8 protein-coding genes are annotated in these 13,329 nt (G+C 53.3%); 4 read left to right on the top strand and 4 right to left on the bottom strand.

Annotated features, from left to right (window positions below; all coding sequences use genetic code 11):
• Nucleotides 1-21 precede the first annotated feature (21 nt).
• The gene (rcsC, locus tag ABGA49_RS04910; protein WP_061493952.1) at nt 22-2,868 is read right to left on the bottom strand and encodes a two-component system sensor histidine kinase RcsC; all 2,847 of its coding nucleotides are present in this window, start codon (nt 2,866-2,868) and stop codon (nt 22-24) included.
• Between the two features lie 114 nt (nt 2,869-2,982).
• Complete coding sequence (gyrA, locus tag ABGA49_RS04905; protein WP_061493951.1) at nt 2,983-5,619, bottom strand: DNA topoisomerase (ATP-hydrolyzing) subunit A; 2,637 nt, start codon at nt 5,617-5,619, stop codon at nt 2,983-2,985.
• Nucleotides 5,620-5,777: 158 nt separating this feature from the next.
• On the opposite strand from gyrA, the gene ubiG reads away from it, so the two are divergent.
• The 4 genes from ubiG (at nt 5,778) to yfaE (ending at nt 10,575) form a co-directional block, all read left to right on the top strand.
• Nucleotides 5,778-6,506: a bifunctional 2-polyprenyl-6-hydroxyphenol methylase/3-demethylubiquinol 3-O-methyltransferase UbiG gene (gene ubiG / locus ABGA49_RS04900; protein ID WP_347665210.1), complete on the top strand. Its 729-nt coding sequence runs from the start codon at nt 5,778-5,780 to the stop codon at nt 6,504-6,506.
• Between the two features lie 342 nt (nt 6,507-6,848).
• Complete coding sequence (nrdA, locus tag ABGA49_RS04895; protein ID WP_347665209.1) at nt 6,849-9,134, top strand: class 1a ribonucleoside-diphosphate reductase subunit alpha; 2,286 nt, start codon at nt 6,849-6,851, stop codon at nt 9,132-9,134.
• A 53-nt stretch (nt 9,135-9,187) separates the two neighbouring features.
• Complete coding sequence (gene nrdB, locus ABGA49_RS04890) at nt 9,188-10,318, top strand: class Ia ribonucleoside-diphosphate reductase subunit beta (RefSeq protein ID WP_088238106.1); 1,131 nt, start codon at nt 9,188-9,190, stop codon at nt 10,316-10,318.
• Nucleotides 10,319-10,320: 2 nt separating this feature from the next.
• Complete coding sequence (gene yfaE, locus ABGA49_RS04885) at nt 10,321-10,575, top strand: class I ribonucleotide reductase maintenance protein YfaE (RefSeq protein ID WP_061499845.1); 255 nt, start codon at nt 10,321-10,323, stop codon at nt 10,573-10,575.
• 57 nt (nt 10,576-10,632) lie between these two features.
• On the opposite strand, the gene glpQ is transcribed toward yfaE, so the two are convergent.
• Both glpQ and glpT read right to left on the bottom strand, forming a co-directional pair.
• Nucleotides 10,633-11,700 (bottom strand): glycerophosphodiester phosphodiesterase, encoded by a 1,068-nt coding sequence (gene glpQ, locus ABGA49_RS04880; protein ID WP_134318596.1) that lies wholly within the window; start codon nt 11,698-11,700, stop codon nt 10,633-10,635.
• 13 nt (nt 11,701-11,713) lie between these two features.
• Nucleotides 11,714-13,066 carry a glycerol-3-phosphate transporter gene (glpT, locus tag ABGA49_RS04875; RefSeq protein ID WP_088238108.1) on the bottom strand — a complete coding sequence of 451 codons (1,353 nt, stop codon included), beginning with the start codon at nt 13,064-13,066 and terminating at the stop codon, nt 11,714-11,716.
• Nucleotides 13,067-13,329: the final 263 nt, after the last annotated feature.

Raw genomic sequence — 13,329 nt, 5'->3', positions numbered from 1 at the left:
CCGGGGTTCTTTTTATCCGCTTTACCGACGGTTATTTCTGACTCGCGCGGCATACACAGCCAGTGTTTGTCTGATCACATCCAGCGTGACCGGTTTCGACAGACAGCTATCCATCCCCGACTCCAGACAACGCTGCTTCTCTTCCGCCAGCGCATTGGCCGTTACACCAATCACTGGCAGCGTCAGGCCAAGCTGCCGGATACGTTGCGTCAGACGGTAACCATCCATATTCGGCATGTTGACATCGCTCAGAACGATGTCGATATGGTTTTTACTCAGAACATTCAGCGCATCGATGCCATCGTTCGCGGTTTTACACTGATACCCCAGCGAACCCAGTTGATCGGCCAGCAAACGCCGGTTGATAGGATGATCGTCCACCACCAGAATCATCATATCGTCATTGCGCGCGGCTTCAATAACCGCTTCCGGCAAGGCGTCATTGGCCTGAGGTTCAACAACCTGCACGCGGTAAATACGTCCCAACAGCGCCAGCAGATCGTGCGGCGATGCCACGCTGTGCAACCATTCGCCCGGGGCACGCTCCAGCGGAATGCCAATGTGACGACGGCAGAAAATGACCACTGCGCGACCGGTCCATGGCGAGGAAAGCTCATCGTCAGTGATCAGCGTATCCATGTTGCCCAGCGTCCGCCCGTCATACTGTTTCACCTTGATCCCTTGCCACTTAAGCAAGGTTTCCAGATACCCGGACAGTGACGCATTACGCACTGCCAGCCAGCAGCAGGTATCAGCCAGTCCATCCACTTCCACTGGCGCAGGAGCCACGCTGCCATACAGCGGAATACGAATAGTAAACTGGCTACCCATGCCAGGTTCGGTATCCACCGAAATATCGCCATCCATCATGCTGATCAGCTTTTCGCAAATCGCCAGCCCCAGCCCGGTCCCCTGAAAGTTACGCTGCACACCCGTCCCGACCTGGAAGAAGGGATCGAATAACCGCACCACTTCTTTGCCAGGAATGCCGACGCCGGTATCACGTACACGAATGCTGAGGTAATCCTCATCGCGCTGGACATGCAAAATAATGCAGCCAATATCGGTGAATTTGATGGCATTGCTCAACAGGTTAGAGATCACCTGTTGCAAACGCATCGGATCGCCATTGAGCGTTGCGGGAACATCAGGTTCGATAAAGCAGTACAGCCCGAGCTGTTTACGTACGACCAGCGGCAAATAGTTCGCGGTGATATGACTCATCACTTCACGAGGAGAAAACTCGCGCGGTTCAATCTTCAGTTGCTCGGATTCAATTTTTGAGAAATCGAGAATATCGCTGATGATTTTCAACAGCAGACTGGAGGAGTTATTCATTGCCGTCACCAGCCTGTCGACCCCTTTCGGCAACTCTTTCGTTTGCAGCAGGTCAAGGTTGCCAATAATGCCGTACAGCGGTGTGCGCAGTTCATGGCTGACCGTCGCAAGGAACATCGATTTCGACTGGCTTGCCTGTTCTGCCGCCTGCGCCATCTCCTGCAGCGATTCTTCCATTTTTACGCGCGCAGAGACGTCCACCAGCACGCAAATTGCCACGTTTTCATTGCGATAACGCGAGTGGACGAAGCTAATTTGCAGGTTGGTGTTATTACTGGTCAGCACATCAACGAAGTTGACCTGCTGACCGCAAATGATCTGTGTCAGCCGCTGCCGATCTTCATGCGTCAGCATATTCAGATAGTTATGCGCCAGCTCGTTACTCAGGATATTGGTCCCATCCTGAGTACGCAGAATACAGATGCCGACCGGTGCCGAGGCAACAATCTTACGGTTGAACTGCTCATGCTCTTCCAGTCGTTGCGCATCATTTTCCGCCGGAATAAAAATACGCCGTTCATACATTCGCGCCAGGGTAAACAGCGCCACGCCTACCAGCACGTTGAGCAATACGGCGTTGAGGATCAGCATACGAATCCGCTCCAGCACCATATCAACCGGCACGGAGTAGACCACGCTTAACGACGAGGGCGGCAAGCTCTTTTTCAGGATCAGTTCGCGAAAACCGGAGGTATAACCAAACCAGGAGCGCTCCTGCATCCAGCGCGGCTCAGCCGAAATCCCGTTATCCTGCCCGGTGAGCGAAATCAGCGAGTGCCCGCTTTCATCCAGAATCGTGACCCCCATTGGCAAACTGCCTGGGGTAAAGAAGTTTTCCATGCGGATGGATTGCTCAGTGCCCAACAGCGCCTGCAGACGATTCCCCAGATAGACGGGCGTCAGCGCATAAAAGTAGCCAATACCCGGACGCGGCCCCTGGCTCATCCAGTAGACATTGTTGCTGCGTTCGTCCTGCGGCGCATTACGGTATTTCACAATGCGCTCATGCAGGCTTTTCAGCGTATCATCCCGCTCGACGGGCAGATCCCGCAGGCCAAAGTCAGCCATACAGAGATTATCGCTACCGATCAAAAATACGCGGTTGAGATCGTAAGCCGCAGAGAAATTGTCTCGCCAGTAGCGCATAAACCAGGCCAGCGACTCCAGCGAGCCGCGCCAGGAATTGCCCATCGACGAACAGTCGGAATCCGGGAACAGCGGCGAGAATGTCGGCACATCAGTTTTATCGTCGCGGTTACGCGAGGTGAGAATACCGTTTTCCGCCGTCAGACGATTCTCAGCAATATATTTCAGCTCTTTCATCACATCCGAGGTACGCTGGATATAGCGCTGCGCCTGATCGGAGCTTAAGTTAAACTCCTGGCGGATTTCGGACTCTTTATCATGCAGAGCATTAACGATGTAGAAGACGGAGAAAAAGGCAATCAACAGCCAAAGCAATAGCGCCAGCGCCCTGAACAGATAGCGGGAGACTTTCAGGGTACTGCGAAAAGAGACAAGGTATTTCAACCTGGAAAAACTCCGCCACAAGGAAGATAAAAAAGGGTGTGGTTAAGGTAGCGGTAAAACGCGAAGCCCGCAACGGCCATGAAAAAGGGCCGGAAACCGGCCCTTTGAAACGCATTATTCGGCGTCGTCGTCTGCGACATCATCATCAGTGTCAGCTTCCGGCGCGATATCATCGTCCCCTTCCGCTATGCTACCGTCGATGGAGTCCAGCTCTTCGTCGTCCACTGGCTCAGCCACACGTTGCAGCCCCACAACGTTTTCATCTTCCGCGGTGCGGATCAGAATAACGCCCTGGGTATTACGGCCCACCACGCTGATTTCAGACACGCGCGTACGCACCAGCGTACCGGCATCAGTAATCATCATGATCTGGTCACTGTCATCAACCTGCACCGCGCCCACCACAGCGCCATTGCGCTCGGTGACCTTGATGGAAATCACGCCCTGCGTACCACGAGACTTAGTCGGGTATTCGGTTTCTGCCGTACGTTTACCGTAACCGTTCTGCGTCACCGTCAGAATTGCGCCTTCGCCGCGCGGAACAATCAGCGAAACGACGCTGTCGTTCTCTGCCAGCTTAATGCCGCGTACGCCGGTCGCCGTACGACCCATTGCACGAACGGCACTATCTTTAAAGCGCACCACTTTACCGGCTGCAGAGAACAGCATCACTTCGTCATTGCCCGAAGTCAGATCCACACCAATCAGCTCGTCGCCTTCGTTCAGGTTCACGGCGATGATGCCAGCAGAACGCGGACGGCTGAATTCAGTCAGTGCCGTTTTCTTCACGGTACCGCTGGCGGTTGCCATAAAGACGTTAACGCCCTCTTCGTACTCGCGTACCGGCAGAATCGCCGTAATACGTTCATTCGGTTCCAGCGGCAGCAGGTTAACGATCGGACGACCACGTGCCCCACGGCTCGCTTCCGGCAGTTGGTAAACCTTCATCCAGTACAGACGACCACGGCTGGAGAAGCAGAGGATCGTATCGTGGGTGTTGGCCACCAGCAGGCGGTCAATAAAGTCTTCTTCTTTAATACGCGCAGCGGATTTCCCTTTACCACCACGACGCTGAGCTTCGTAATCGGTCAGCGGCTGATATTTCACATAGCCCTGATGCGACAGCGTGACAACAACGTCTTCCTGGTTGATCAGGTCTTCGATATTAATATCGGCGGTATTAGCGGTAATTTCCGTGCGACGCGCATCGCCAAACTGTTCACGAACCAGCTCAAGCTCTTCGCGGATCACTTCCATCAGGCGCTCTGCGCTACCGAGAATGTGCAGCAGTTCAGCGATCTGCTCCAGCAGCTCTTTGTACTCTTCGAGCAGTTTTTCATGCTCAAGGCCGGTGAGTTTCTGCAAGCGCAGATCCAGAATTGCCTGGGCCTGTTGTTCGGTCAGATAGTATTTCCCGTCGCGGATCCCGAACTCCGGTTCCAGCCACTCCGGACGCGCAGCGTCATCACCCGCGCGCTCCAACATAGCGGCAACATTGCCCAGATCCCACGGCTGTGCGATCAGGCCTGCTTTCGCTTCTGCCGGCGTCGGCGCACGACGGATCAGTTCAATGATCGGGTCGATATTCGCCAGTGCAACCGCCAGCGCTTCAAGGATATGCGCACGATCGCGCGCTTTACGCAGTTCAAAAATCGTACGGCGCGTCACCACTTCACGGCGGTGACGAACAAACGCCGCCAGGATCTCTTTCAACGTCATGATCTTCGGTTGACCGTGGTGCAGTGCAACCATGTTGATACCGAAAGAGACCTGCAGTTGCGTCTGGGAGTAGAGGTTATTCAGCACCACTTCACCCACCGCATCGCGCTTCACTTCAATCACGATGCGCATGCCGTCTTTATCAGACTCGTCACGCAGCGCGCTAATGCCTTCCACGCGTTTGTCTTTTACCAGCTCGGCGATCTTCTCGATCAGACGCGCTTTGTTCACCTGATACGGAATTTCGTGAACGATGATCGTTTCACGACCGCTTTTCGCATCGGTTTCCACTTCTGCGCGGGCGCGAATATAGATTTTGCCGCGACCGGTGCGGTAAGCCTCTTCAATGCCGCGACGGCCATTAATAATGGCGGCGGTTGGGAAGTCCGGCCCCGGAATATGCTCCATCAGCCCTTCAACGCTGATATCTTCGTTGTCGATATAGGCCAGACAGCCGTTGATCACTTCCGTCAGGTTGTGCGGCGGAATGTTGGTCGCCATACCGACTGCAATACCCGAAGAACCGTTAACCAGCAGGTTCGGGATCTTGGTAGGCATTACATCAGGAATTTTTTCGGTACCGTCGTAGTTATCGACGTAATCTACCGTCTCTTTTTCCAGATCGGCCATCAATTCATGGGCGATCTTCGCCAGGCGGATTTCCGTATAACGCATCGCCGCCGCAGAGTCACCATCGATAGAACCGAAGTTACCCTGACCATCAACCAGCATGTAACGCAGCGAGAATGGCTGCGCCATACGGACAATGGTGTCATACACCGCGGAATCACCATGAGGATGGTATTTACCGATTACGTCACCAACGACACGGGCAGATTTTTTGTAGGCTTTATTCCAGTCATTGCCCAATACGTTCATGGCGTAAAGTACGCGACGGTGAACCGGTTTTAAGCCATCTCGGACGTCAGGAAGCGCACGGCCAACAATGACCGACATCGCATAATCCAGATAGGAGCTTTTCAGCTCTTCCTCGATGTTAACCGGTGTAATTTCTCTCGCAAGGTCGCTCATCTAACCGCTATCCCTCTACTGTATCCCGGATTCAAAGGTCGCAAATTATAACACAACCGCTTTGAGACAGGTAAATCTATAACACCCGCGCAAAGGTTTATTCATCCCGTTGGCCTGATATACTCGGCAGTCTACTTTTGAGAGGAGTAATTGCCCCCATGAATGCCGAAAAATCGTCGGTCGCTCAGAACGTTGATCATGCTGAAATCGCCAAATTTGAAGCGGTAGCCTCGCGCTGGTGGGATAAAGAGGGTGAGTTTAAACCCCTGCACCGCATTAACCCGCTACGCCTGAACTATATCGCCGGGCATGCGGATGGCCTGTTTGGAAAAAACGTGCTGGATGTAGGCTGCGGCGGCGGTATTCTGGCGGAGAGCATGGCGCGCGAAGGCGCCAACGTCACCGGCCTGGATATGGGGTTTGAACCGTTGCAGGTCGCGCGCTTACATGCGCTGGAATCAGGTATTCAGGTGAACTACGTGCAGGAAACCGTCGAAGAACATGCGGCAAAACACGCCGGGCATTACGACGTCGTTACCTGTATGGAGATGCTGGAGCACGTGCCGGACCCGCAATCCGTCGTGAAAGCTTGTGCGCAGTTAGTAAAACCCGGCGGCCATGTGTTCTTTTCTACCATTAACCGCAACGGTAAAGCCTGGCTGATGGCGGTGGTCGGTGCGGAATATGTTCTGCGAATGGTGCCGAAAGGCACACACGATGTGAAAAAATTCATCAAACCTGCCGAGCTACTCACCTGGGTTGATGCCACCGTGTTAAAAGAGCGTCACATCACCGGGTTACACTATAATCCGCTGCTGGATAAATTTACCTTAGGGTCAGGTGTTGATGTTAATTACATGTTACATACAACAGCAAAAAACGACTAAGGTCATCAGTTAAAGTTATAAAGATTGCGCAGTGTCAAACTGCGCAGTTGCCATTCCCGATGAAGAAATCAGCACTTGATCAAAAATTCATTTTTTTTTGAGAAATATTGACATCCCCGCCAGGCCTTACGGCATGAGGACTTAGCGATTATTACGCTTTCGCAACCTCAATTTAACCTCAAAATCAACTCTTGTACTGAAAAGAATCCTTACTAGAATACTCACCATATAGCGTTTTTCTTATCGCAAACCCCCTATATCTAGTATTTATCCACAGAGTTAGTCACAGCGTCTGATTGTGGATAAAGGGGGGATACTTTTATTTCACGGACAGGTAATCACATGAATCAGAGTCTGCTGGTGACAAAGCGTGACGGTGGCACAGAGCGCATCAATCTCGACAAAATTCATCGGGTGCTGGATTGGGCGGCTGAAGGGCTGCATAACGTCTCCATCTCGCAGGTCGAGCTGCGTTCGCACATTCAGTTCTATGATGGGATTAAAACGTCTGACATTCACGAAACCATTATTAAAGCTGCCGCGGACCTGATCTCCCGCGACGCGCCGGATTACCAATATCTGGCAGCGCGCCTGGCGATTTTCCACCTGCGTAAAAAAGCCTACGGTCAGTTCGAACCGCCGGCTCTGTTTGATCACGTCACAAAAATGGTCGAACTGGGCAAATACGATCATCATCTGCTGGAAGACTACACGGAAGAAGAGTTCAAGCAGATGGATGGGTTTATCGATCACTGGCGTGATATGAACTTCTCCTATGCTGCGGTAAAACAGCTTGAAGGCAAGTATCTGGTGCAGAACCGCGTGACCGGCGAGATCTACGAGAGCGCGCAGTTCCTCTATATTCTGGTTGCGGCGTGCCTGTTCTCGAACTACCCGCGTGAAACCCGTCTGGACTATGTGAAACGCTTCTATGACGCGGTGTCCACGTTTAAAATTTCGCTGCCGACGCCGATCATGTCCGGCGTGCGTACCCCGACCCGCCAGTTCAGCTCTTGCGTACTGATCGAGTGCGGCGACAGCCTGGATTCCATTAACGCCACTTCCAGCGCGATTGTGAAATACGTTTCCCAGCGTGCCGGCATCGGTATCAACGCCGGTCGCATCCGTGCGCTGGGTAGCCCGATCCGTGGCGGCGAAGCTTTCCACACCGGTTGTATTCCGTTCTACAAGCACTTCCAGACTGCGGTGAAATCCTGCTCTCAGGGCGGCGTGCGTGGCGGTGCAGCTACACTGTTCTACCCCATGTGGCACCTGGAAGTCGAAAGCCTGCTGGTGCTGAAAAACAACCGCGGCGTCGAAGGCAACCGCGTGCGTCATATGGACTATGGCGTGCAGATCAACAAACTGATGTACACCCGCCTGCTGAAAGGGGAAGAGATTACCCTGTTCAGCCCGTCCGACGTCCCGGGCTTGTACGATGCATTCTTTGCCGATCAGGACGAATTTGAACGTCTGTACACGAAATACGAAAAAGACGACAGCATCCGCAAACAACGCGTGAAAGCCGTTGATCTCTTCTCGCTGATGATGCAGGAACGCGCCTCTACCGGCCGTATCTACATTCAGAACGTGGACCACTGCAATACGCATAGCCCGTTCGATCCGATGGTGGCACCGGTCCGTCAGTCGAACCTGTGTCTGGAAATCGCGCTGCCGACCAAGCCGCTGGACGACGTCAACGACGAGAGCGGTGAAATCGCGCTCTGTACGCTTTCCGCGTTTAACCTCGGGGTGATTAAAAACCTCGATGAGCTGGAAGAGCTGGCGACACTGGCTGTCCGTGCACTGGATGCCCTGCTCGATTATCAGGATTACCCGATCCCCGCAGCAAAACGCGGTGCGATGGGCCGTCGTACGCTGGGCATTGGCGTCATTAACTTTGCTTACTGGCTGGCGAAAAACGGTAAACGTTACTCCGACGGCAGCGCCAACAACCTGACGCACCAGACCTTTGAAGCCATTCAGTACTGGTTGCTGAAAGCGTCGAACGAGCTGGCGAAAGAGCAAGGCGCATGCCCGTGGTTTAACGAAACGACTTACTCGCAGGGTATTCTGCCGATCGATACCTACAAGAAAGATCTCGACGGTATTACCAACGAGCCGCTGCATTACGACTGGGAAGCGCTTCGTGAATCAATCAAAACGCACGGCCTGCGTAACTCCACGCTCTCCGCGCTGATGCCGTCAGAAACGTCGTCGCAGATCTCCAACGCCACCAACGGCATTGAGCCGCCGCGTGGTCATGTGAGCATCAAAGCGTCGAAAGACGGGATCCTGCGTCAGGTTGTGCCGGACTACGAAAAACTGAGCACGGCCTATGAGCTGCTGTGGGAAATGCCGAACAATGACGGCTACCTGCAACTGGTTGGCATCATGCAGAAATTTATCGACCAGTCGATTTCAGCAAACACCAACTACGATCCGTCTCGTTTCCCGTCGGGTAAAGTGCCGATGCAGCAATTGCTGAAAGACCTGCTCACCGCCTACAAATTTGGTGTGAAGACGCTGTATTATCAGAACACCCGCGATGGTGCAGAAGATGCCCAGGATGACCTGGCGCCTTCCATCCAGGATGATGGCTGCGAAAGCGGCGCATGTAAGATCTAACGAAGGGGCGGGGAAACCCGCCCTTTTCTTTCGCAAGACAGGACTCACATTCAATGGCATACACCACTTTTTCACAGACGAAAAACGATCAGCTGCAGGAGCCGATGTTCTTTGGCCAGCCGGTTAACGTGGCGCGCTACGATCAGCAAAAATATGACATCTTCGAAAAGCTGATTGAAAAGCAACTTTCCTTCTTCTGGCGTCCGGAAGAAGTGGACGTTTCCCGCGATCGCATCGACTTCCAGGCGCTGCCGGAACATGAAAAACATATCTTCCTCAGTAACCTGAAATACCAGACATTGCTGGACTCCATTCAGGGCCGCAGTCCGAACGTCGCACTGCTGCCGCTGATTTCCATTCCGGAACTGGAAACCTGGGTAGAAACCTGGGCGTTCTCAGAAACGATACACTCGCGCTCTTACACCCACATCATCCGCAATATCGTTAACGATCCGGCGGTGGTGTTTGACGATATCGTCACTAACGAGCAGATCCTCAAGCGCGCGGAAGGCATTTCGCACTTTTATGATGATCTGATTGAGATGACCAGCTACTGGCACCTGCTGGGCGAAGGCACGCACACCGTAAACGGTAAAACCGTCACCGTGAACCTGCGCGAGTTGAAAAAGAAACTTTATCTGTGCCTGATGAGCGTCAACGCGCTGGAGGCGATTCGCTTCTACGTCAGCTTCGCCTGCTCCTTCGCCTTTGCCGAACGCGAACTGATGGAAGGCAATGCAAAAATCATCCGGCTGATCGCCCGTGATGAAGCTCTGCACCTGACCGGTACCCAGCATATGCTGAACTTGCTGCGTTCCGGCGCAGACGATCCGGAGATGGCGGAGATTGCGCAAGAGTGCAAACAAGAGTGCTATGACCTGTTCGTGCAGGCGGCATTACAGGAAAAAGAGTGGGCGGAATATCTGTTCCAGGGCGGCTCGATGATCGGCCTGAACAAAGACATTCTCTGCCAGTACGTCGAGTACATCACCAACATCCGTATGCAGGCGGTGGGCCTCGATTTACCGTTCCAGACCCGCTCCAACCCGATTCCGTGGATCAACACCTGGCTGGTGTCCGATAACGTGCAGGTTGCGCCGCAGGAAGTGGAAGTCAGCTCCTACCTCGTTGGTCAGATCGACGCTGAAGTCGATACTGACGATTTGAGCAACTTCCAGCTCTGATGATGAGCCGCATAACGCTGCGCCTTTCCGGCACACAAGTGCTGTGCCGGGATGAACACCCCTCTTTGCTGGTGGCGCTGGAATCACAGCAGGTTGAAGTGGAGTACCAGTGCCGCGAAGGCTACTGCGGATCCTGCCGCTGTCGGTTGGTGGCAGGCCAGGTGGACTGGATTGCTGAACCGCTGGCCTTTATCAACGACGGGGAAATTTTGCCCTGCTGCTGCCGGGCAAAAGGCGATATCGAAATCGAGATGTAAACCAGATCAGCGCAAAATCCGCGTTATAAAAAAAGGCCTTTTCAGGCCTTTTTTTGTTTAGGGTTGTCGATGAAGAAACTGCACGGCTTTATCGGGGAAATCGGTAAATACGCCGTCAACGCCCGCCTGGCGATACAACACCTCATACAGCTGGTCCACATTGCTGGCATAATCCGGCAGTTTATCTGCACGAACAGTGAACGGATGCACCTGCAAATGGCTGGCATGCGCCTCTTTCACCATCGCCGTCAGCGTAACGTGCCCTGGCGTTGAGCCCTTTGCCACCAGCATATGATAGTCAGGACCAATCCCGTCGGCGTACTGCGCAATCTGTTTCATCGCACCGGGTGTAAACATCCAGTCGTAGCTGTAGTTCACCCATTTACCGTCTGACTGCTTCTCCTGCGTCTCTTTCCAGTCGGTATACGCAATCAACTGCACCAGATTGAGATCCATCCCCCTCTTCGGCTCCAGTTCATGCTTAATACGCTTCAGTTCATTGGCATCAAAGCATTGCAGATACACCTTGTCCTGCTTGCTGGTGTAACCGTACTTTTTCAGCACGTCCAGCGTCTTCGCGGCAATGTCTTTCCCTTCCTGGTGGTGGAACCATGGCGCTTTGATTTCCGGGTAGATGCCAATGTTTTTACCGGTGGAGTGATTCAACCCCTGTACAAACTCAATCTCCTCTTCAAAGGTATGAATACGGAAATCGGATTTGCCCATCGGGAAGCGCCCCGGGAAAACCTGCACTTTTTTTCCCTTCTCCAGCTCAAAGCCTTCAGTAAATTTCAGCGAGCGGATCTCATCCAACGTAAAGTCGATGGCGTAAAAACGGCCATCTTTACGGGCGCGATCCGGGAAGCGCTGCGCCACATCCGTGACGCGATCGAGATAATGATCGTGCAGGACAACCAGATGGTCATCTTTGGTCATCACCAGATCCTGCTCCAGATAATCCGCGCCCTGCGCATAGGCCATCGCTTTCGCCGGCAGGGTGTGTTCCGGTAAATAGCCGCTGGCGCCGCGATGGGCAATAACGATTTGCTCTGCCGCCAACGCCTGGCAGGATGCAAATCCCGCCAGCAACAAACCGGTGGTCATACGGGTGAAGGTGCTTTTCATCATGGCTCCTTTCTTACTGGCGACGCGCAAGCACGTCAGCATGGTGGCGTTTCTCGCCGATCATCACAATAATCAGCAATAATACCGCCAGAATGCTACCGCCAATCATCACCATAAAGCCGCCATCCCAGCCGAAGAAATCCACGGTGTAACCCACAATCGCGCTGGCGGCCACCGATCCGCCAAGATAACCAAACAGGCCGGTAAAGCCGGCTGCGGTGCCTGCCGCTTTTTTCGGTGCCAACTCCAGCGCATGCAGACCAATCAACATTACCGGGCCGTAAATCAGGAAACCGATCACGATCATGCAGACCATATCGACGGTCGGATTCCCCGCCGGGTTTAACCAGTAAACAATCGTCGCGATGGTCACCAGCGTCATAAAGAACACCCCGGTCGCCCCACGATTACCGCGGAAGACTTTGTCCGACATCCAGCCGCAAATCAACGTACCGGGAATGCCTGCATATTCATAAAAGAAGTACGCCCACGAGGATTTATCCAGCGCGAAATGTTTCACCTCTTTCAGGTAGGTCGGCGACCAGTCGAGGATGCCGTAACGCAGTAAATAGACAAACACGTTCGCCACTGCGATGTACCACAGCAGCTTATTCGGCAGGATGTACTGCATAAAGATCTGCTTTGCCGTCAGCTCTTGTTCATGCTTGTCGGTGTAGTCATCTGGATAATCATTTTTGTACTCTTCAATCGGTGGCAGACCACAGGATTGCGGAGTATCACGCATCAGTGCGAACGCAAAAATCGCCACCAGGATTGCGCCAAACGCAGGCATATAGAGCGCAGCATGCCAGTCGTTAAACCACGCCATACCGAGCAGGAACAGCAACGGAGGAATACCGCCACCTACGTTATGCGCGCAGTTCCATACCGAAACGATACCGCCACGCTCTTTCTGCGACCACCAGTGCACCATGGTGCGTCCGCACGGCGGCCACCCCATGCCCTGGAACCAACCACACAGGAACAACAGCACGAACATGATGGCGATGCTGGAGGTTGCCCAGGGCACAAACCCCATAAACAGCATCACCGCCGCCGCCAGAATCAACCCGGCAGGAAGAAAAACACGCGGGTTCGAACGGTCAGACACCGAGCCCATAATGAATTTTGAAAAACCATAGGCGATTGAAATGCCCGACAACGCAAAGCCTAAATCTCCACGCGAAAACCCCTGCTCAACCAGATACGGCATCGCCAGCGCAAAGTTTTTACGCACCAGGTAATAGGCGGCGTAACCAAAGAAAATCCCCAGAAATATCTGCCAGCGTAAACGACGGTAGGTCGGGTCGATCTGCTCTGCGGGCAGACGCGACTGATGGGTGGCAGGTTTAAAAATGCTCAACATAACGGCCTCCGTGGCGCGGTGAACTCATGATGCCTGTCATCAATGAGTGAAAACGAACATAACCTCAGTTAGTCGCGGCGAATTGTATTGAAAGTTTTAATCAGAGAGGGTGAGTTGTCGCACATAATGTTACAGAAATATGACAGGCATCTCCATTCACGCATAAAAGCGCACTGCACTTTCGTTTTTTGCTCGAATATGCGCGATATCAAACAAACCACAGCAAGAGTATGGCTAAATGGTCGTTAAAGAACGTCGAACAG

Origin of the sequence: Kosakonia sp. WA-90 (genome assembly GCF_039871955.1) — a bacterium.
Taxonomy (GTDB): domain Bacteria; phylum Pseudomonadota; class Gammaproteobacteria; order Enterobacterales; family Enterobacteriaceae; genus Kosakonia; species Kosakonia oryzendophytica.
The sequence above is the reverse complement of the archived record's forward strand: the minus strand, read 5'-3'. Positions and strand labels throughout refer to the sequence as shown.

Excerpts from the sequence above, each read along its gene's own strand:
- gyrA (WP_061493951.1), bottom strand. The coding sequence starts at position 5,619 with ATGAGCGACCTTGCGAGAGAAATTACACCGGTTAACATCGAGGAAGAG.
- ubiG (WP_347665210.1), top strand. The coding sequence starts at position 5,778 with ATGAATGCCGAAAAATCGTCGGTCGCTCAGAACGTTGATCATGCTGAA.
- nrdA (WP_347665209.1), top strand. The coding sequence starts at position 6,849 with ATGAATCAGAGTCTGCTGGTGACAAAGCGTGACGGTGGCACAGAGCGC.
- nrdB (WP_088238106.1), top strand. The coding sequence starts at position 9,188 with ATGGCATACACCACTTTTTCACAGACGAAAAACGATCAGCTGCAGGAG.
- yfaE (WP_061499845.1), top strand. The coding sequence starts at position 10,321 with ATGAGCCGCATAACGCTGCGCCTTTCCGGCACACAAGTGCTGTGCCGG.
- glpQ (WP_134318596.1), bottom strand. The coding sequence starts at position 11,700 with ATGAAAAGCACCTTCACCCGTATGACCACCGGTTTGTTGCTGGCGGGA.
- glpT (WP_088238108.1), bottom strand. The coding sequence starts at position 13,066 with ATGTTGAGCATTTTTAAACCTGCCACCCATCAGTCGCGTCTGCCCGCA.